This window comes from Vibrio sp. NC2, assembly GCF_025195005.1.
GTDB classification, from domain to species: Bacteria; Pseudomonadota; Gammaproteobacteria; order Enterobacterales; family Vibrionaceae; genus Vibrio; species Vibrio splendidus.
Genome location: NZ_JANVFC010000024.1, coordinates 1 through 20,435, shown reverse-complemented (window position 1 = coordinate 20,435; position 20,435 = coordinate 1). Strand labels below are relative to the sequence as shown.

Below are 20,435 nucleotides of genomic sequence, written 5' to 3'. Positions count from 1 at the left end.
TTATTACAAGTTCTAGCGTTGCAAAAGAGGCTTAATTTTCTTTTCCACCGCTTCACGAGCTCGGAAAATACGCGAACGTACGGTTCCTACAGGGCAATCCATTACTTCTGCAATCTCTTCGTAGCTCAAACCTTCGAGCTCACGCAACGTCATTGCAGTTTTTAAGTCTTCTGGTAGCGCTTCAATCGCTCCAAAAACAACTTGTTTCAATTCGTTTGACAGCGTTAAGTTCTCAGGGTTCGATATTTCTTTTAACGCGCTGCCTGTTTCGTAATATTCTGCATCTTCTGCATCTACATCTGTTGCTGGCGGCCTACGGCTCTGGGCAACGATATGATTTTTAGCGGTGTTCACGGCAATTCGGTACAACCATGTATAGAAGGCACTCTCGCCACGAAAGTTAGGTATCGCGCGGTAAGCTTTAATAAAAGCTTCTTGTGCTACATCAGGTACATCACCGGAATTATTCACGTATCGAGAGATAAGATTACAAACTTTATTTTGGTACTTAACCACTAGTAAGTTAAAAGCCTGCTTATCTCCACTCTGAACTCGCTCAATCAACACTTGATCGGTTAGCTGCTCGTTCATTCGAGCGGGTACTCCTATTGTTATAACCCTTACCTTCACAGATATGGGTACTAATTATGCGAAATGTAGTATTGACACCACCGTCTACAAGAGCACTATTGTGACTAAGCCAAATACCGAAAGTTCCAACTTTCTTAAAATTATTTGCCATTATTGTTTCACAATGTGATGTAATAAAAATAGCTATCCCTATCAATTTGGGGAAACTTGAGCAAAAGCAATGGTATTGAGCAATTAAATATTTCTAGATAGCTGTCTGTACATTGATTTTGTGTAGCGTTTTAGGATGACTCTGGAGAGATTATAACAGTCTTAGCCAAACTCCTAAAACAAGACAACGTCAATTGAGAGTGGACAACTCGACTATAGCCCGGGATTTAATAAGTTTTATGAACGCAAACCGTGAACATCAGTGTGATGTATTAGTGGTAGGAAGTGGTGCGGCAGGCTTGTCATTAGCCTTACGTGTAGCAGAACATGCAAAAGTAATTGTATTAAGCAAAGGACCACGCAGCGAAGGATCGACGTATTACGCACAAGGTGGTATCGCCGCGGTATTCGATGAGTCGGACAGTATTGAGTCTCATGTAGAAGATACTCAAATTGCTGGGGCTGGGTTATGCGAAGAAGATACAGTTCAATTCATTGCTGAAAATGCTAAAGAGTGTGTGCAATGGCTGATTGATGGTGGTGTTCCATTTGATAAAGATGAGAACAGCACGGAAGGCCAACCAAAATATCACCTCACTCGTGAGGGTGGCCACAGTCACCGCCGAATTCTGCACGCTGCCGATGCAACTGGCATGGCAATGCAAACCTCACTGCAAGATAACGTCAACAATCACCCAAACATCGAGATCTTCGAGCGCCACAACGCGCTAGATTTGATCACAGAAGATAAGGTTGGTGGTTCGAAAGACAAAGTTATCGGTGCCTACATTTGGAACCGTAACCAAGAACACGTTGAAACCGTGCGCGCTAAATTTGTTGTGTTAGCAACAGGCGGCGCTTCCAAGGTTTACCAATACACCTCTAACCCAGATGTCTCTTCAGGTGATGGTATTGCTATTGCTTGGCGTGCGGGGTGCCGTGTAGCCAACCTTGAGTTCAACCAGTTCCACCCGACTTGCTTGTTCCATCCAGAAGCGCGTAATTTCCTACTGACGGAAGCATTGCGTGGTGAAGGTGCCTACCTGCGTCGTCCAGACGGTTCTCGCTTCATGAAGGACTTCGATGAGCGCGGTGAACTGGCTCCGCGTGATGTGGTTGCTCGTGCGATTGACTTCGAAATGAAGCGCCTAGGTGCTGACTGCATGTATGTTGATATCAGCCACAAGCCTGAAGACTTCATCACAACGCATTTCCCAATGATCCATACTCGTTTGATGGATTTAGGGATTGATATGACCAAAGAGCCTATCCCGATAGTACCTGCTGCGCACTATACCTGCGGTGGTGTGATGGTGAATAAGCAAGGTCAAACCGACTTAACTAACTTATATGCGATTGGTGAAGTGAGTTACACCGGCTTACACGGTGCGAACCGCATGGCGTCAAACTCACTGCTTGAATGTGTTGTGTACGCTTGGGCAGCAGCAAAAGATATCGTTGAAAACATCGACCAATCTCAACTGTGCGCTGAACTGCCTGCATGGGACGAAAGCCAAGTCACCAACAGTGATGAAGAAGTGATCATTCAGCACAACTGGCACGAGCTAAGACTGTTCATGTGGGATTACATGGGTATTGTTCGAACGGATAAACGTCTAGAACGTGCAATGCGCCGTATTCAGATGCTGCAGCAAGAAACTCATGAGTACTACAGCTACTTTAAGGTTTCGAACAACCTATTAGAACTGCGTAACTTACTACAAGTGGCTGAGCTAATGGTTCGCTGTGCGATGCAACGTAAAGAGAGCCGCGGCTTACACTACACGTTGGATTACCCAGAACTTGCAAAAGACAGTGGCCCAACGATTCTGACGCCAGAGAGAAACCAGTCGTAATCATTATTTGAAAGCGATTAGCTAATCAACTAAACGCAATCAAACGAAAAGGAGCTTAGTGCTCCTTTTTCTTTTATCTCGCGTTCCCATTTGCCTCGTGCGATCGTTGTAAGTTCGCCAGAAAGTGGCGATATTCACGCTCACGACAACTATCACGCCAAAGCATTACCGAATGCCCACATTCGAATTTTAGTTTGACGAAAAACTGTGCCCAGATCTTATCAACGGACTTAAGTGTGTAGGATTGGTCATTGAGTCGAATCTCGCCATCTTCTTTATAATCAAAGCATCCATGTGCTGTATTCAAGATTACCTGATTGGCTTTAAACAAACTGAACATTAAAGCTAAACAGTAGAGGGCAACAACGAGCGGGATAGAAGAAAAGACGATGAAAAACAAAAGGCACCCAGAAACAGTGCCTTTTGCAAATAATGCGGAATATGAAGGTTTAAGCTGAAGCTTAACGAACCTTGCTGAGGTTATGCGCGACAATTTTATCAACCATTGAAGCATGGCCTAGATTTTCACTGCGCCCATGTCCCATAACCCAAGTAAACAAATCTGGGTCATCACACTCAAGTAGAGAAACAAACTCGCGCTGTTCCTGCTCTTGCAATGAATCAAAACACTCTTCAAAAAATGGCATGATGACTACATCAAGTTCTAACATGCCACGACGGCAACCCCATTTAATTCGTGCTTTCTGCTCTGCAGTGTACATTGGCTATCCTCACCTATAATTTTTCTTTCTCGGAGTGTAACAAGTCATACGCTCTGCAACTACTATGTGAGTCACAGTCCCTATCTAAGCTCACAAAAAAACCTAGGCTGACAAAGAAATAGAACCGGATTAACATAGAGCCAAATAAAATTCTTAGGAAAGATAAAATGAATTGGAAAAACACATTTCAGCCGCTCGCTCATACGCAAAATGAATCGCTTCCAGAACTGATGATGACACACGTGTCGGATTGGAGCGCAATCACCATGATAGGCGATGACAAAAAGTCGTACCTACAAGGTCAAGTAACGTGCGATGTCGTCACTCTTCCTAATGATGAATCTACATTAGGCGCGCATTGTGATGCGAAAGGAAAGGTTTGGAGTATCTTTCGTTTGTTCCACCACAATGGTGGTTACGCACTTATGCAGCCGAAATCGGCAATTGAAGTCGAGTTAGTTGAAATCAAGAAATACGCCGTGTTCTCTAAAATTGATATCGAGCAGACGTCTGACGTTGTTATCGGAATCATGGGCACTTCAGCGAACCAATACGTTGATTCGATTGCAGAGGGTCAAGGTAAAGTGCGTACTATCTCTGGTGGTACAGCCGTTCAAGTCTCAGACAACCGTTGGGCTCTACTTGTGACAGAAGAAGCAGCAGAATCCTTGGTATCAAGCAGCTCAGCTGAAAAAGTATCGGAAGCGCTTTGGCAGTATCATGAAATTCTTGATGCTCAGCCTAACCTATCAAAAGCAGAGCAAAACGAGCACATCCCTCAAGCTCTTAACCTACAAGCGATTGGCGGTATCAGCTTTTCAAAGGGCTGCTACACAGGTCAAGAAACGGTTGCTCGTGCCAAGTACCGTGGCATGAACAAGCGTGAGATGCGCATTGTTTCTGGGACAACTTCAGATGTACTGTCTCTAGAGAATACGATTGAACTTGAACGTAGCGTGGGTGAGAACTGGCGTGGTGCAGGCCGACTATTAAACGTCTATCAATTTGCTGATAACCACGCGATGGGTTTGATGGTGTTACCAAACAACCTTGATGACGATGTTCAGCTTCGACTGACCGCGCAGCCTGATCAAACATGGAATATCCTGCCACTGCCTTACAGCCTTGACGACGAGTAACCACGTGGAAACACTGATTACACAATGGCTGGATCAACAGCAGGTGAACTATCGCCTGCTGATGCAAAGTAAACCAACCACCAGCATCGAAGAAACAGCTCAAGAGCGAGGCATCGACGCCTCTCAAATGGTGAAGTGTATTTTGCTCAAGGATATGGGCAACCAATATGCGTTGGCCTGTACTGCTGGTGATCGCTCTGTCGACCCCAAGAAAGTACGCTCGGTACTGAATTGCCGTCGAATGACCTGTGTATCACTCGCTGATGTTGAAACGATCACAGGCTTTAAGGCTGGGTGTGTTGGCCCTCTTGCTCTAAAGAGACACATGCCGATCATTTTTGATCCTTCAATTCAAAAAAACTCGACGGTTACTATTAGCTCGGGTGATCGAATGGCTGGTGTTGCGCTGGATCCCAATGATCTTATGGTACTTTGCGCACCAATCGTTGCTGACATCAGTCGATGATCTTTTCGATCGCGTCATCGTTCGCAAACTTCAGTACAACTTTTCATTGAATACATTTTTAGTGTGAAGTTCGTCATAAGAAGAACACGTCAATAATAAATAGTTACTCAAAATAAAAGCATAAGTAGTCACAAAGGTAAATTTACGTTATTGTGAATTTACTGACTAGCTTTTAAGCAAATCAGTACAAGTGAATCCACTGAGTAACATCAGTATCCACTTTTGTGTAATGCATCTGTGACTATTCGCCCGTTTTAGACGGGCTTTTTTTTGTCAAAAATTTACAATTTGATTACACAAACAAAAAAATCCCGCCTATTCTTATACTTGTAACATTATCACTGCTTAATACCGGACAGGAAAGTTCACAGCAGTTCACTACTCAGTATTATTTTGGGGAGGAGCTCACGTAAAAATAGATATTTACTGAAGAAAGTGCTTAGAACAGCACAAATATCTAATTCACGTCAACTCTACTGCATATTACTCCATGCTTATCACAATTATTATCTCGGAGTTTTTCTATAATATGCAGGCTAGGTAAATATAAGGATAATTAAAATGAGACTGTTTAAGCGCTATACACCGAGTATGATTGCTAAACATGTAAGTCGACTTTTCAAAGGACGAATCTACATTTACGGCGTAGGAAAATTTGAGTTTGATAACGGTAAACTCGTGCTGCCAGACCGAGCAGAAAGGCGTCACTTTCAAACGGTAAAAGAAATAAATAGTGAAATCATGAAACTGCGCTGCGCATACGCATGACCTGATTATCTACAGAATTAAAAACAAAAAGGGTTGGCATAATGCCAACCCTTTTTTCGTGTTCAGATTGAGTCAATGGCAATCAGCTCCAGCTACTGACCATCAACAACGGCTTACCCGTGCGCGACTATTGATTTACGATTGTTGATTATTGGTGCGTAACTGGACGCTTGGCTAGATCAGGAAGATTGCCTGACAAGCCCAGAGCTCGCTTCATGATCTCATCTTTCGCACCCGGTAATTGACCCGCGAGCTTCATACCGATACCACGAATCAGCTTCTTGGCTGGGTTATCGCCTTCAAACAGATCTTTAAAGCCCTGCATTGAAGCAATCATCTTCGCCGCCTCAGCTTTTCTCCAGCGTTCATAGCCACGAAGGTTACGTTTAGTACCAATGTCCTCGCCAGCAGCCCATAGCGTTAACAGCTCTTGCGCTAAGCTTGCTGCGTCTAATAGGCCAAGGTTCACGCCTTGCCCTGCTAACGGATGAATCGTATGAGCAGCATCACCAACCAAAGCAACACGCTCTACAGCAAAGTCACGTGCATAGCGCATACGTAATGGGAAGGCAAAACGCTCACCAACCACTTCACATAAACCAAGTTTTGAGTCAAACTCAGCCGTCAGTTGCTTATTAAAATTAGCATCCGACATGGATACAAGCTTCTCGGCACGATTAGGCTCCGTAGACCAAACTATCGAGCTCATGTGGCTTGGCTGCATTGGTAGGAATGCCAATGGCCCTTGTGGTGTGAATATCTGACGAGCAACGCTGTGGTGCTGCTCTGTGGTCTTGATATTCGCGACAATCGCGCTGTGTCCGTAATCCCAATGTGTTAATGGGATATCTTGTTGTTTGCGAACCCAAGAGTTTGCGCCGTCCGCTCCAACAACCAACTTAGCGGTCAGTGCTTGGCCATTATCTAGCGTTAGCCATGCTTCGCTTTCACCAATCGCCATCGTTTTGCACGTCGCGGGCATGTACAGGCTGACATTATCTTGCTTCTTCACCTGATCAAGCAGTGCGAGTTGAATCACACGGTTCTCAACAATATGACCGAGATTCGGCTGAGCCAAACGTGTCGAGTCAAACTCAATACGAGCAAAGCTATCTTGTTCCCACACCTCCATCGCTTGGTAAGGTGCAGCACGTCTTTGTTCAATGCCTTGCCATGCGCCTAAGTTACGAAGAATCACTTCACTAGAGCGGCTCAATGCCGACACACGCACATCAGGCAATTCGCTAAGCCCTTCACTGGGTGCCCTGCCTTCAATGACGGCAATTCTTAGGTCACTGTCTTTCAACGCAGCAGCAAGCGCTAGGCCAACCATGCCTCCACCAACAATCGCGATATCAACACTTTGCATCATTATTTTTCTACCTTATCTTTCTACTAGGCCAAGCGTATGACGCAAAAGTGGACCTTTAAGTGGTGGAAGGTTATCAATTACGGCTAACCCAAGATTACGCCCAATGCGAGCGGTCAAAAAATCGTTTGAGAATAAATGGACTAGGCTTGATGTCAGCGTAATCGTCGTGTCTCTATCTTGTTCTCTACGTTTTCTAAAGTTAACAAGCCCATTGTAACGCCCAACATCATCGAGTTGGGTACACAACTCTTCCGCCAAGGAAGCCACATCACGAATGCCAAGATTAAAGCCTTGTCCCGCAATTGGGTGAAGCGTTTGAGCAGCATTGCCTACGATCGCAAATCGATGAGAGATATTTTGCTGACGATGACGAAGAATCAGTGGGTAACTGGCACGCTTGCCTACCTTCTCGAGTCGGCCAAGTCGCCAACCAAAGTCATTCTGCAACTGCTCAAGAAATTCATTGTCGTTTAGGGTCATCACTTTTTGCGCTTGCTCCGGTGACAAACACCAAACTAGCGACAAACGGTTGTCACTCATCGGCAATAGAGCGACTGGCCCATGATGAGTAAAACGCTCAAATGCGCGACCTTGGTGAGGTTCGCTAGCCACGATATTGGCAATCACAGCAACTTGTTCAAAGTCATGCTCACTCAATGAGATATTGAGTTGCTGACAACAGGTTGAGATAGCACCGTCAGCTGCAACCAGTAACTTAGTCGTTATGGTTTGCCCACTTGTCAGCTCAATAGTCGTTAGCGAGTCTTCACGTTCGACTTTACTGACAGACTCAGGGCAAAGCATCGTAATTGCAGCTTCGGACTCAAGCTTCTGCTGATAGATTCGCCCCACATCCGCCAACTCCACCACATAGCCAAGAGCATCAACAGCAAGCTCTTCACTATAGATGTCCGTCATTCCGGCATGCCCTCTATCCGAAACATGGATATCTTTAATTGGGGTCGCTACCGGAGCGATAGATTGCCAAAGGTGTAAAGAATCGAGGATCTGCACAGTGCCATAGGACAAAGCGATCGAACGAGAATCAAAACCAGGGTGAGCTTGATGATCAACCTGATAAGGCTCTACTACCGCAATAGACAGAGAGCCTTGACTAAGGTGATTCAGAGCAAGGGCTAAGGTCGCCCCTGCCATTGCGCCACCAGCAATTACAACATCATACTGAGCCATTATAACCTCAAACCGACAAGCGGATTAATGAATGGTTGGAGCCGCATCTTCAGATGGGCGAGCACCGAATTCAGCATGAATCGTTAGTGCACACGCTTTTACGTGTTCAATAACGTGCTCTAGAAGCTGCGCCTGCTCTTCCATATCATCTTCTTCATCGATACCCAGCTTTGCCATCTCTTCAAGATCAGCCAAAGCTTCTTTGGTACCGTCAGACGCTTTATTCAATTGAGCGCCAACCAAGCCTAAACCAGAAATAAAGTGGTTAATCCAATCAGACACACCGTCCGCAAGATCAAACAGGCTTGCGCTTGCGTCTTCGTCCGGCAACAACATAGACAGCTCCATGCCTGAACCTGTGATTTCGCTGGTCGTGACTTTTAGCGTTGCTTCCGCTAGCGTTAATGCGCGATCTGGCCAGCCCATACCTTCATTGGTGTAATCAAAGATCAATGGTTGCCAGCTTTTATCTGCCAGGTTTAAGCCTCCGCTCAACATACCCGTTAATAAACCATGCATCTCAGCAGGGTTTACGGCTAGGCTTGCCGATTGAAGTTCAGTCGCAACCGTTAGGTAGTCAGGTAAAGTAGTTTCGCTCATCAGATAGCTCGCTCAGTTATTCTTTATATCGATAGTATAATCGTACCACTTCACCCCAATTCTGATAAGCATCGATCCTGAGCAATTGAAGGATGACTGACTACCAATTGTTCAATTTGCTGAATTACTGTGTGCTCAAGCTCTCATTTACAAACAGTCACTCTGAAAAGCTTGAATCTTAATAGCGGTTTACCTATAGTTTCTCCCTCAGAGGAGATTGCTTCCTCATCGGTACTTGCACTTTTTCTTTGTAAAAATATGATAAAGGGCAACAGCCTTAAATAGTGCGTTAAAGAGTTCATCCATCATGAGTAATCAAGCGGTAGACGTTGAAATATTAGGAAAACTGACTCGAGTGAATTGTCCCCCAGGGCAAGAAGAGTCATTGATTGCAGCGGCGGCCGATCTTGATAATCGATTGAAAGAGATGGCTGAACGTACTAAGGTAACCAATGAAGTGAAGCTGCTAACGATCGCAGCTCTGAACATTTGCTATGAATTACAAACCAAGAAGTTTGAAGCAAATGATGAACAAAACGCACTGACCGAGCGAATGGAACAGCTCACGACATCACTTTCAGATGTCCTCAGTAAAGTTAAGCACGGACAGCAATAGCGTACACAAAATTTACCCTGGAGTGTTTGTCAGAGGATTCACGTCCCCGAGCCGATAAGCAATCCCTAAGGGTTAGTACTTGAGTGCTATTGAGCATGCTCGGTCCGCCGAGAAGCCTACGGTAATCATTGCTGATCCGCCTTGAACTCGCTGGTTCAAGGGCCATCTATTCTCAACGGCACTTTGGGGTATCCCTTCTTATGAAGACGCTCACACGCAGCGAATTTCGCAAACAGATCCGTATCAAACGCAATGCCTTATCTGGCGACCAACAAACTCAATCCGGTATAGACTTAGTTAAGCAGTGTTCTCAGCTTGATGAGATTCAGTCTGCTCAACATATCGCCCTCTATATCTCTATCGATGGCGAACTCGATACCCAGCCTTTAATTGAATGGTTATGGGCGCAAGGCAAGCAAACTTATTTACCAGTATTACACCCCTTCTCTGCCGGACATCTGCTGTTTCTACATTACTCTCCAACCACACCCACTGTTTTGAATAAGTACGGCATTGTCGAACCTCAGCTCAATCAAATACTGGTTAAACCTTGTCAGCAACTCGATCTCATTCTGACTCCCCTTGTAGGCTTTGACTCTCAAGGGCATCGCTTAGGCATGGGCGGCGGATATTACGATCGCACCTTGGCTCGATGGTTTGAGACTGGTGAAGGCGCAACGCCAATTGGTTTGGCTCATGATTGCCAGCATGTCGATACACTGCCAATTGAAGAATGGGACATTCCGTTACCTAAAATCGTGACTCCGAGTAAGACTTGGCAATGGGAAAACAGCCATTAAAGCGCTATAATCGCGCCGCAAACGTTAACCTCGATATCCAAACGTTAACCCAATACCCAAACGTTAACTTCAATACGCGAACGATTAATTCAAAGCGCAAGACCTTATTCAGGAGAATGGCATGACTCAAGATGAAATGAAAAAAGCAGCTGGCTGGGCAGCACTTCAATATGTTGAAGAAGGCAGCATTGTAGGTGTAGGTACTGGCTCTACAGTAAATCACTTCATCGACGCACTAGGCACAATGAAAGAAAAAATCAAAGGTGCGGTTTCAAGCTCTGTAGCCTCTACTGAAAAACTAGAAGCGCTAGAAATCAAAGTATTTGAGTGTAATGACGTATTCAAGTTAGACATCTATGTTGATGGCGCAGATGAGATCAACGGTTCACGCGACATGATCAAAGGCGGCGGTGCAGCTTTGACTCGTGAAAAAATCGTAGCGGCTATCTCTGATAAGTTTATTTGCATTGTTGACGGTACTAAAGCCGTTGATGTGTTGGGTAAATTCCCACTGCCTGTTGAAGTTATCCCAATGGCACGTTCATATGTTGCACGTGAACTAGTAAAGCTTGGTGGTGACCCAGTTTACCGCGAAGGTTGCACAACTGATAATGGCAACATGATCCTAGATGTATACGGCATGGCGATCGAAAACCCTAAACAATTAGAAGATATCATCAACGGTATCGCTGGTGTGGTTACGGTTGGTCTATTTGCTCACCGTGGTGCTGATGTGGTTATCACAGGCACACCTGAAGGTGCAAAAATTGAAGAATAAAGAATAGAAGATTGAGTTTTTCTGTTACTTCATTACATACGGTGCCCAAGGGCGCCGTTTTTTTTGCTTTTCGCCCGTAAAATTATGTCTTATTCCGTAATTTTCTTACCCAAAACATTTTTTTTTTGTTACTTTATTGTTCAGAAGACGCACAGGGAAAACGTTTGTCTCCTGACAAAATGGTGAATAAGTTCCTCTTTTAGCCGTTTTGTAGCACGTGCGCCGCATTTGCCCAACCTTTCCATTTTAAGGACGAGAACAATGGCCAAAGTTTCACTGGAAAAAGAAAAAATTAAAATTCTACTTCTAGAGGGTCTTCACCCTTCTTCTGTAGAAGTACTGCAAGCCGCTGGTTACACAAACATTGAGTACCATAAAGGCTCACTACCTGAAGATGAACTTCTTGAAGCAGTGAAAGATGCTCATTTCATTGGTATCCGTTCTCGCACCAACATCTCCCAAGAAGTTATTGATGCAGCTGAAAAGCTAGTTGCAGTCGGTTGTTTCTGTATTGGTACTAACCAAGTTAACCTTCAAGCGGCAGCAAAACGCGGTATCCCTGTTTTCAATGCACCGTTCTCAAATACTCGAAGCGTTGCTGAGCTGGTTCTTGGTCAAGTTCTATTGCTACTACGTGGTATCCCAGAGAAGAATGCTCTTGCTCACCGTGGTATCTGGAAAAAGAGTGCTGACAACTCTTACGAAGCTCGTGGTAAGCGTTTAGGTATTATTGGCTACGGTCACATTGGTACTCAGCTAGGTATTATTGCTGAAAACCTTGGTATGCGTGTTTACTTTTACGACATCGAAAACAAGCTGTCTTTGGGTAACGCAACTCAAGTTCATACTATGACTGACTTGCTGAACAAGTGTGACGTGATCTCTTTGCACGTACCTGAAACCAATGAAACGAAGAACATGATGGGTAAAGAAGAGTTCGAGCGCATGAAGCCTGGTTCTATCTTTATCAATGCAGCACGTGGCACGGTAGTAGATATCCCAGCTCTGTGCGGCGCCCTAGATTCAGGTCACCTTTCAGGTGCAGCAATCGATGTATTCCCAACGGAACCAAAAACCAATGCTGACCCATTTGAGTCACCATTGATGCAGTTCGATAACGTGATCCTAACGCCTCACGTGGGTGGTTCAACTCAAGAAGCACAAGAGAACATCGGTGTTGAAGTAGCAGGTAAGCTTGCAAAATACTCTGATAATGGCTCAACGCTATCAAGTGTTAACTTCCCAGAAGTATCATTACCACTGCATACAGGTGCTTCTCGCCTGCTGCACATTCACGAAAACCGTCCGGGTATCCTAACTCAAATTAACACCATCTTCGCAGAGGAAGGGATTAACATCGCAGGTCAGTACTTACAAACTGCAGCAGATATGGGTTATGTGGTTATCGACGTGGAAGCGAATCGTTCAGAAGAAGCTCTGCTTAAACTGAAAGAGATCGAAGGCACAATTCGTGCTCGTCTACTTCACTAATCATCGAATTAGATCATAAGTAAAATAGAAAAGGCTCTCGTAATGAGAGCCTTTTTAGTATTTGGCCTACTGTAGGTAAATAGATCATGATGATCTAATCCCTTCCTGAGGTATGTTCACTACTCTTCTAGTTGATAGATCACATTCACTCGATCACGAATGGTGATCGTCGAATCTTCATAAGAATTCGACTCGGTTCTCGCATCCATCGCCATTGAACGCATCAATACAGGCTGAGAAGATTGTGCGTTGTAATCTACGCGCCATACATCACCTAACTCGCGCTCAAAACCACTCGCCAATGATTTAGCTTTTGATGTCGCATCTTTAATGGCCTCCAAGCGCGCTTGCTCCTGATACTTAGCTTGGTCACGAACCTGAAGTTGGATATTATCGATCTGGTTAATACCCTGCCCAATGGCAATATCCATGTAGTCATTTAAGTTGGCTAGCTCATTCACTTGAACGGTCACATTACGTGATGCACGGTAACCAACCAGTTCAGGTTTACCATTTTTCGGGTAATGATATTGAGGAGATAAATACAGGTTAGAGCTGTGTACATTCGCCTCATCAACACCCGCTTGATGTAGCTTATTTAGAAAGCCAGTCACCACTTTATCAACTGTGTTTTTAGCCTGCTCAGCAGTCATCGTCGATTCCACGACTCTAACAGAAAATGTCGCCATATCTGGTGTCGCGATCACTTCACCATAGCCTGTCGTTGAAATATGCGGAAAAGATGGCGAGTCAGCCAATGATGGAAAACTCACAGCACTCAATGCTGCAGTAAGAGTAAGAGACGTTGCTAACATCTTTGGTACAAACTTCATTAGGTAGACCTATGCTGAACAAATGTTCTTTTATCATAGAGCAATTTGTCACATAACCAATCCCGCGACAGGACTTCTAACACAACTTTGACGCTGCAAAAACCAACAGCTTACTGAGGTAAGTGGTTGTGGGCATAATTTAATATCGCTTGAGATATCTCTTTTAATACCCCGCTCTCTAATTGCCAATGGTGCCAATAGATTCGGTAAGACAACAAAAAGCCGGGCGTAATATCAATCAAAGCACCAGACTCTAGCTCCTCGATAATCTGCAATCGAGGAATCAAACAATAGGCAACGCCCGACAATGCCAAGCGTACAAATGCTTCTGAGCTGCCGACAGTATGATTGATCACGCTATCTCTCGGGACGTTAAAATGATCATGCAAAAACTTCTTATGCAGATCATCGTATTGGTCGTACGAAACCGCTGGGGCTTTGGTTAGTGTTGAATAGTTCACTCCATCAGAGAAGTAACGTTGATGGAAGCTAGGGTTCGCCACACACACATAATCCATTCTTCCAAGATAGTCCGCACTGCAACCCGGAATAGGTTGAGGTTCGAGGCTGATTGCCCCAGCAACCTCACCACTTTTAATCTTCTCAATGGTTCTTGATTCACCATGAATCGCAAGGTTCAACTCAACTTGACGTGAATTCATCACATCAGATAACGCAGGAAGTAACCATGTCGCCAAGCTATCAGCATTGGTCGCAATAGACAGAGAAAGAGGCTGAGTTCCCTCTTCGTTCATCAACTCTGGGACAAGCTCGTGCTCTAACAAGCGAACACGACGATACAAACCCAACAGTTTTTTTCCTGCTGGTGTTGGCCTTGGTGGGCTCTCTCTCACAAGCGCGGGTTGAGCTAACCATTTTTCCAGTTGTTTGATGCGTTGAGACACCGCAGACTGGGAAATATATAACTGCTCGGCTGCCCTTTCAAAACTGCGTTGTTTCACCACAGCATCCAGTGCTTCTATCCATTTATAATCCAATCCACGCATCAACTTGCTTCCTTTTTGACCTGATCACCGCCCACATTAGCAACTCTAATAATAGATTAAAATCATTAATTATACTTATTTAAGAGGTCGGAGTATCTTCGCCATATAGCACGTAAATATCGTTAAATAAGTGGAGGTTAAAATGAATTTTTGGGTTTTATTACAAGGTTTTGGTCTAGGGGCGAGCATGATCATCCCTATTGGCGCTCAGAACGCGTACGTCTTAAATCAAGGGATTAAACGCAATCACCACCTAACCACAGCGACGATTTGTAGCCTACTCGATACCTTGTTCATTTCATTAGGTATCTTTGGTGGCGGAGCGATCCTGTCGCAAAATGAATTACTGCTCACTTCAGTGACACTGGGTGGTATCGCATTCCTAACCGTTTATGGTTTATTGTCATTGCGCAGTGCGTTCAGAACACGTACTAGTGATGAATCAAAGGGTGAGATACTGGCTCGTGGCAAGCGCACCGTTGTTTTAGGTGCATTGGCAGTAACCGTATTAAACCCGCATCTTTATTTAGATACTGTAGTGATTCTTGGATCCATAGGCGGGCAGTTTGAAGGCAACGATAGAATAGCTTTTGCTATGGGGACTATCTTAGCTTCATTCGTGTGGTTTTACTCTTTGTCATTAGGCGCTGCAAAGCTAGGCCCAACGCTATCGAAACCCAAAGTTAAGAAAGGCATCGATATCGCGGTAGCAACCATGATGTTCGCTATTGCCCTTGTGCTCGCCAATGGACTCATTGAGCAGTACGGCTAAATCCGTTCATATTGAGTCATCCACAAACTTAACTCATCAAAAAAAAGGCGGATAACCTAAGTTATCCGCCTTTCCTTATAAAAGCTTATAGCTAGAAAAACTAACTAGAAATTAAGCTTCTACTTTATTCATGTGTACATCCACTTGCGGGAATGGGATTTCGATACCTTCATTATCCAAGCCTTCTTTGATTGCTTGCATCAGGTCGAAGTAAACATTCCAGTAGTCAGCAGTGCTGACCCAAGGACGAACAACAAAGTTAACTGAAGAATCCGCTAGTGTGTGAACACCAACTTGAACGCCAGGCTCTTTCAGTACACGCTCATCAGATTCACAGATCTTAGTCAGTAGCGCTTTTGTCTTTTGAAGATCGGCGTTGTAAGAAACACCAATCATTAGATCAATACGGCGCGTATCATGACGAGAGTAGTTAGTAATTGGGCTACCAATAACGCTGCCGTTAGGTACTACAACCATTTTGTTGTCTGGTGTTGTTAGAACGGTTTGGAAGATCTGAATTGAATCAACTGAACCTGCTACACCACCAATTTCCACGTAGTCACCAGACTTGAATGGACGGAATGCAACGATAAGTACACCCGCAGCGAAGTTAGATAGTGAGCCTTGTAGTGCAAGACCAACAGCCAAACCAGCCGCACCAATAACAGCGACTACAGATGCAGTTTGAACGCCTAAACGACCAAGTGCAGCAATTAAAACAATAACAAACAACAAGTAACGAACTAAACCATGGACGAATTCCACAACTGCTCGGTCCATTTTCTTCTTCTGAAGAACCTTAGACACGCTATTCGCTACTGCTTTAACAATAAGATTACCAATAAATAGAATTATCAGTGCTGAGATAATGTTTACACCGTATTGAATAAACAGATCTGAGTTATTTGTTAACCACTGCTCTGCGTGAGACAAACCATCCACAATTGGAGTCTCAAGCGCTGTCGAACTATCAGCCATAATGTGCATCCTCTATATAATATGCTATGAGCTAAACTGTCTTAAGCCAAAATTACTTAACAATAAGAAACAGTTCAAATCCTGTTAAGTCATTGTGTTAAAAGTAAATTAAAGCTAAGTCCTTTTTATAAACTGAACCAAGTCCAATTTTTCGGCACGATATCCTATCTTTGACAGATTGCAAAGTCATATTTATGTAAGCTTTTGAATTAATAAAACTTACTAATAAACACAAATACCGATAACTAAAAGACTACGAAATTTATTCACCGCACGCTAGGTTTTTCACATATTTAGTACAAGTTTTTATCAGACATAAAAAAAACCGCTCAATGAGCGGTTTTTTAAAACTTAAAGAGTACTTAATTCAAAGAATTACAGTACGTCTACAGCGTTAAGGTCAGCGAATGCTTTCTCAAGACGAGTAACCATTGAAGACTGACCAGCACGTAGCCATACGCGTGGATCGTAGAACTTCTTGTTTGGAGCAGCTTCGCCAGTTGGGTTACCGATTTGACCTTGTAGGAAATCACGGTTCTCAGCTTCGTAAGTACGAACGCCATCCCATGAAGCCCACTGAGTATCAGTATCGATGTTCATTTTGATAACGCCGTAACCGATAGACTCTTGGATTTCTGCTTCAGAAGAACCAGAACCACCGTGGAATACGAAGTTAAGAGCGTCAGCTGCAATGCCAAACTTCTCAGCACAGTATGCTTGAGAATCACGTAGGATAGTTGGAGTAAGTACAACGTTACCAGCTTGGTAAACACCGTGTACGTTACCGAAAGAAGCTGCGATAGTGAAACGTGGGCTAACTGCGTTTAGTTTCTCGTATGCGTATGCAACATCTTCAGGAGAAGTGTAAAGCTCAGATGCGTCCATATCAGAGTTATCAACGCCGTCTTCTTCACCACCAGTACAACCAAGTTCGATCTCGATTGTCATGTTTAGTTTAGCCATGCGAGCTAAGTAAGCTGCACATGTTTCGATGTTCTCTTCTAGAGACTCTTCAGAAAGGTCTAGCATGTGAGAAGAGAATAGTGGCTTACCAGTTTGTGCGAAGAACTCTTCACCAGCGTCTAGTAGACCGTCGATCCATGGAAGAAGTTTCTTAGCTGCGTGGTCAGTATGAAGAATAACTGGAACACCGTAAGATTCTGCTACTGCGTGAACGTATTTTGCACCAGCTACAGCGCCAAGAATTTGTGCGCCTTGACCTTCAAGTTTAACGCCTTTACCAGCGAAGAAACCAGCACCGCCGTTAGAGAACTGAACAACAACTGGAGCTTTTGCTTTAGCAGCAGCTTCAAGAACAGCGTTGATAGTATCAGTGTTGATTACGTTTACTGCAGGAAGAGCAAATTTGTTTGCTTTTGCTACTTCAAATACTTTCTGTACGTCATCGCCAGAAATCACACCAGGTTTTACAAAATCGAAGATCTTAGACATGGAAATAGTCCTATTTATTCTATCGTTTTAAGATTAAAAAACTTAAGTTTAAAAATTTGCAATCGTTTGCTCACAACTTATGCCATTCTAGCAAAAAAGTGTGATATGCAGCAAACGTTAAAAGGCGAGATTCACATCTCGCCTTTCTAAATCAATTACGCTTTAGCACGCTCTTCAAGCATTGCTACTGCAGGAAGTACTTTACCTTCAACAAACTCAAGGAAAGCGCCGCCGCCAGTAGAGATGTAAGAAACATCTGCTTTGATACCGAACTTGTCGATAGCTGCTAGTGTGTCACCACCGCCGGCTACTGAGAAACCTTCAGAGTCAGCGATTGCTTTAGAAATACCCGCAGTACCCGCTTCGAAGTTTTTGAACTCGAATACGCCTACAGGGCCGTTCCAAAGAATCGTTTTTGCGTTGCCGATGATTTCAGCTAGAGCTGCAGTTGAATCTGGGCCAAGGTCGAAGATCATGTCGTCGTCTTGAACTTCAGAAACGTGCTTAATTTCAGCTTCTGCGTTTTCGTCGAATGCTTTAGCACATGCAACGTCAGTCGCTACTGGGATAGCACACTCTTTCATTAGCTTCTTAGCCGTTTCAACTAGGTCAGCTTCGTATAGAGACTTACCTACGTTGTGGCCTTCAGCAGCGATGAACGTGTTCGCGATACCACCACCAACAACAAGTTGGTCAGCGATTTTAGAAAGAGATTCTAGAACGGTTAGTTTAGTAGAAACTTTAGAACCACCAACGATAGCCACTAGTGGGCGAGCTGGGTTGTCCATTGCTTTACCAAGAGCTTCAAGCTCAGCAGCTAGAAGAGGACCAGCACATGCTACAGGAGCGTAAGTACCAACGCCGTGTGTAGAAGCTTGAGCACGGTGAGCTGTACCGAATGCGTCCATCACGAAGATGTCACATAGTGCAGCGTACTGCTTAGAAAGTGCTTCTTCGTTCTTCTTCTCGCCTTTGTTAAAGCGAACGTTTTCAAGAACAGTTAGTTCACCAGCGTTTAGCTCAAGACCATTTACGTAATCTTTCGCTAGTTTAACGTCGCAGTCTAGTGCGTCGTTTAGGTAGTTAACTACAGGAGCTAGAGAGAACTCTTCGTTGTATTCGCCTTCAGTAGGACGACCAAGGTGAGAAGTAACCATAACTTTTGCGCCAGCTTCTAGGCAAAGTTTGATAGTTGGTAGAGATGCAAGGATACGTGCATCTGAAGTTACTTTACCGTCTTTTACTGGTACGTTTAGGTCAGCACGGATGAATACGCGTTTACCTGCAAGTTCCAGGTCAGTCATCTTGATCACAGACATGATTTGTCCTCTCAAATTTAAATAAAAATAAAGTTTTGGAAACTCAGCAACCCTGCTAAGCCTATAAATTATTCAACTGGTAATTCTTTAACTACTCATAATATGTGGACACTTAGTATTTATTTCAAGCTAAAAAATAAATAATCCACACATTTGCTTCTAGGTCTTACTTCTTGCCTTCAGAAGCTTGCATTGCAAGAACCGTATCCAGCATCCGGTTCGCAAAGCCCCATTCATTGTCACACCACACAAGCATTTTTACTAAGTGGCCGTTGCTCACTCGAGTTTGTGAACCATCAACAATTGCGCTATGGGGATCGTGATTAAAGTCGATGGAAACGAGCGGCGCTTCAGTATAGTCAACTATATTGTGTAATGTACACTGGGATGCATTAACAATGGTTTGATTTACGTCATTAACTTTCACATTTGCATTAATTGTGACACTTAAATCCATCGCAGTGACGTTTACCGTCGGCACACGTACAGATATAGCTTCAAATTTGTTAGAAAATTTCGGGAAGATTCTTTCAATACCTTTATGCAATTTGGTATCGACAGGAATGATAGATTGGCTTGCAGCTCGAGTACGACGCAAATCGCTATGGTATGCATCAATAACTTGCTGATCATTCATTGAAGAGTGAATGGTCGTGATAGTACCAGACTCAATACCAAAGGCATCATCAAGCACCTTAATGATAGGGACAATACAGTTGGTGGTACATGAACCATTGGAAACGATTCGATGATCGGCTTCGATAGTCTCGTGATTCACACCATAGATAATGGTGTTATCAAGGTCATTAGCACCAGGATGCGAGAACAGCACCTTTTTCGCCCCAGCAGCGATGTGTGCTAGGCCGTCATCTCGGCAACCGTAAACGCCGGTACAATCGAGAACAATATCGACTTCAAGGTCACGCCAAGGCAGCAGTTCAATATCAGCCAGGTGTAAGATACGAATGGTATCAAACTCTCCTTTATCTTCAGCACCAATGCCATGATGAACATAGATGTGCTCTTGATCGTTTGAGATTTTCTTGCCGAAGCGGCCGTGACTGGTGTCGTACTGCAATAGGTGAGCCATAGCGTCAGGCTGAGCAAGCTCATTGACCGCTACTACTTTGATTTGTTGGCTTTTGCCACTTTCATAGACAGCGCGCAATACATTGCGCCCTATTCGTCCAAATCCATTTATCGCGACTTTTAGCATAGTTCCGTACATCTAACCAAAATTTCGTGCAACAGATGATAACTGAATCCTACCTAAAAGGCATTACTTGAATAACTCAGCTTACTTATGACAGATTGATCTGTTGCTTGTAAGCCTTAGTCTAAGTGATAACAAACCCCAGATACAAAAAAACCGAGCTTAAAGCTCGGTTTTTTTCATTCATTTCATTGTTCGCACAAGGCTAATAATCAATGATTAAGCAAGAAGTTCTTTCGCTGTATTTACTACGTTTTCAGTAGTGAAACCGAACATCTTGAATAGCTCGCCTGCTGGTGCAGATTCGCCGAACGTTGTCAT

General features: G+C 44.0%; 21 protein-coding genes and 1 other RNA gene. 10 read left to right on the top strand and 12 right to left on the bottom strand.

The genetic code is table 11. The annotated features are described in order from the left end of the window. Positions 1–12: 12 nt before the first annotated feature. Positions 13–591, bottom strand: coding sequence for an RNA polymerase sigma factor RpoE (gene rpoE, locus NX845_RS20675; RefSeq protein WP_004735377.1), 579 nt, complete (start codon positions 589–591; stop codon positions 13–15). A gap of 389 nt (positions 592–980) precedes the next feature. Between rpoE and nadB the strand changes: the two genes are divergently transcribed. Beyond that, entirely contained in the window at positions 981–2,597 is a 1,617-nt protein-coding gene (gene nadB, locus NX845_RS20670) for an L-aspartate oxidase (RefSeq protein WP_004735376.1), read from the top strand. 73 nt (positions 2,598–2,670) lie between these two features. Here nadB and NX845_RS23435 read toward each other — a convergent pair whose 3' ends face one another. Beyond that, positions 2,671–3,111: a protein YgfX gene (locus NX845_RS23435; RefSeq protein ID WP_311319421.1), complete on the bottom strand. Its 441-nt coding sequence runs from the start codon at positions 3,109–3,111 to the stop codon at positions 2,671–2,673. Continuing rightward, positions 3,059–3,319 carry a succinate dehydrogenase assembly factor 2 gene (locus NX845_RS20665; protein WP_004735374.1) on the bottom strand — a complete coding sequence of 87 codons (261 nt, stop codon included), beginning with the start codon at positions 3,317–3,319 and terminating at the stop codon, positions 3,059–3,061. The genes NX845_RS23435 and NX845_RS20665 overlap by 53 nt, the downstream gene beginning before the upstream one ends. 167 nt (positions 3,320–3,486) lie before the next feature. On the opposite strand from NX845_RS20665, the gene ygfZ reads away from it, so the two are divergent. The 3 genes from ygfZ (at position 3,487) to NX845_RS20650 (ending at position 5,692) form a co-directional block, all read left to right on the top strand. Continuing rightward, positions 3,487–4,458, top strand: coding sequence for a tRNA-modifying protein YgfZ (gene ygfZ / locus NX845_RS20660; protein WP_260257102.1), 972 nt, complete (start codon positions 3,487–3,489; stop codon positions 4,456–4,458). A 4-nt stretch (positions 4,459–4,462) separates the two neighbouring features. Continuing rightward, entirely contained in the window at positions 4,463–4,924 is a 462-nt protein-coding gene (locus NX845_RS20655) for an aminoacyl-tRNA deacylase (RefSeq protein WP_102575159.1), read from the top strand. Between the two features lie 561 nt (positions 4,925–5,485). After that, the gene (locus tag NX845_RS20650; RefSeq protein ID WP_004735370.1) at positions 5,486–5,692 is read left to right on the top strand and encodes a DUF1107 domain-containing protein; all 207 of its coding nucleotides are present in this window, start codon (positions 5,486–5,488) and stop codon (positions 5,690–5,692) included. A gap of 148 nt (positions 5,693–5,840) precedes the next feature. Here NX845_RS20650 and NX845_RS20645 read toward each other — a convergent pair whose 3' ends face one another. The 3 genes from NX845_RS20645 to NX845_RS20635 are packed head-to-tail and all read right to left on the bottom strand — an operon-like array spanning position 5,841 to position 8,855. Further along, positions 5,841–7,064 carry an FAD-dependent 2-octaprenylphenol hydroxylase gene (locus NX845_RS20645; protein ID WP_017087216.1) on the bottom strand — a complete coding sequence of 408 codons (1,224 nt, stop codon included), beginning with the start codon at positions 7,062–7,064 and terminating at the stop codon, positions 5,841–5,843. Positions 7,065–7,076: 12 nt separating this feature from the next. Further along, entirely contained in the window at positions 7,077–8,255 is a 1,179-nt protein-coding gene (gene ubiH, locus NX845_RS20640; RefSeq protein ID WP_102575149.1) for a 2-octaprenyl-6-methoxyphenyl hydroxylase, read from the bottom strand. Positions 8,256–8,279: 24 nt separating this feature from the next. Beyond that, positions 8,280–8,855 carry a YecA family protein gene (locus tag NX845_RS20635; protein ID WP_017075399.1) on the bottom strand — a complete coding sequence of 192 codons (576 nt, stop codon included), beginning with the start codon at positions 8,853–8,855 and terminating at the stop codon, positions 8,280–8,282. Between the two features lie 307 nt (positions 8,856–9,162). Here NX845_RS20635 and zapA point away from each other — a divergent pair, with 307 nt between their 5' ends. The 5 genes from zapA (at position 9,163) to serA (ending at position 12,540) form a co-directional block, all read left to right on the top strand. After that, on the top strand, positions 9,163–9,471 hold the full coding sequence (gene zapA, locus NX845_RS20630; protein ID WP_004735366.1) for a cell division protein ZapA: 309 nt from the start codon (positions 9,163–9,165) through the stop codon (positions 9,469–9,471). 11 nt (positions 9,472–9,482) lie between these two features. Beyond that, positions 9,483–9,665: non-coding RNA, 6S RNA (gene ssrS / locus NX845_RS20625), on the top strand. A gap of 6 nt (positions 9,666–9,671) precedes the next feature. Next, complete coding sequence (locus NX845_RS20620) at positions 9,672–10,271, top strand: 5-formyltetrahydrofolate cyclo-ligase (protein WP_102496000.1); 600 nt, start codon at positions 9,672–9,674, stop codon at positions 10,269–10,271. Between the two features lie 121 nt (positions 10,272–10,392). Beyond that, a complete protein-coding gene (gene rpiA / locus NX845_RS20615) occupies positions 10,393–11,049 on the top strand; it encodes a ribose-5-phosphate isomerase RpiA (protein ID WP_017077789.1) in 657 nt (218 codons plus the stop codon). A 261-nt stretch (positions 11,050–11,310) separates the two neighbouring features. After that, a complete protein-coding gene (gene serA / locus NX845_RS20610) occupies positions 11,311–12,540 on the top strand; it encodes a phosphoglycerate dehydrogenase (protein ID WP_017077788.1) in 1,230 nt (409 codons plus the stop codon). Positions 12,541–12,659: 119 nt separating this feature from the next. Here the strand turns inward: serA and NX845_RS20605 are convergent, their stop codons facing one another. Together NX845_RS20605 and NX845_RS20600 are read right to left on the bottom strand one after the other, a co-directional pair. Further along, the gene (locus NX845_RS20605) at positions 12,660–13,373 is read right to left on the bottom strand and encodes an oxidative stress defense protein (protein ID WP_004735362.1); all 714 of its coding nucleotides are present in this window, start codon (positions 13,371–13,373) and stop codon (positions 12,660–12,662) included. A 110-nt stretch (positions 13,374–13,483) separates the two neighbouring features. Next, positions 13,484–14,380 (bottom strand): LysR family transcriptional regulator ArgP, encoded by an 897-nt coding sequence (locus tag NX845_RS20600; protein WP_029222260.1) that lies wholly within the window; start codon positions 14,378–14,380, stop codon positions 13,484–13,486. A gap of 142 nt (positions 14,381–14,522) precedes the next feature. Here NX845_RS20600 and NX845_RS20595 point away from each other — a divergent pair, with 142 nt between their 5' ends. Then, the gene (locus tag NX845_RS20595) at positions 14,523–15,152 is read left to right on the top strand and encodes a LysE/ArgO family amino acid transporter (RefSeq protein ID WP_004735360.1); all 630 of its coding nucleotides are present in this window, start codon (positions 14,523–14,525) and stop codon (positions 15,150–15,152) included. Between the two features lie 111 nt (positions 15,153–15,263). Here the strand turns inward: NX845_RS20595 and mscS are convergent, their stop codons facing one another. The 4 genes from mscS to epd form a co-directional block, all read right to left on the bottom strand. Continuing rightward, entirely contained in the window at positions 15,264–16,130 is an 867-nt protein-coding gene (gene mscS, locus NX845_RS20590) for a small-conductance mechanosensitive channel MscS (RefSeq protein ID WP_102569438.1), read from the bottom strand. Positions 16,131–16,505: 375 nt separating this feature from the next. Further along, positions 16,506–17,582 (bottom strand): class II fructose-bisphosphate aldolase, encoded by a 1,077-nt coding sequence (gene fbaA, locus NX845_RS20585; protein WP_004735492.1) that lies wholly within the window; start codon positions 17,580–17,582, stop codon positions 16,506–16,508. Between the two features lie 155 nt (positions 17,583–17,737). Beyond that, positions 17,738–18,901, bottom strand: a complete 1,164-nt coding sequence (locus NX845_RS20580; RefSeq protein WP_004735491.1) for a phosphoglycerate kinase — start codon at positions 18,899–18,901, stop codon at positions 17,738–17,740. A 166-nt stretch (positions 18,902–19,067) separates the two neighbouring features. Further along, positions 19,068–20,117: an erythrose-4-phosphate dehydrogenase gene (gene epd, locus NX845_RS20575; RefSeq protein ID WP_032545991.1), complete on the bottom strand. Its 1,050-nt coding sequence runs from the start codon at positions 20,115–20,117 to the stop codon at positions 19,068–19,070. Positions 20,118–20,435 lie beyond the last annotated feature (318 nt).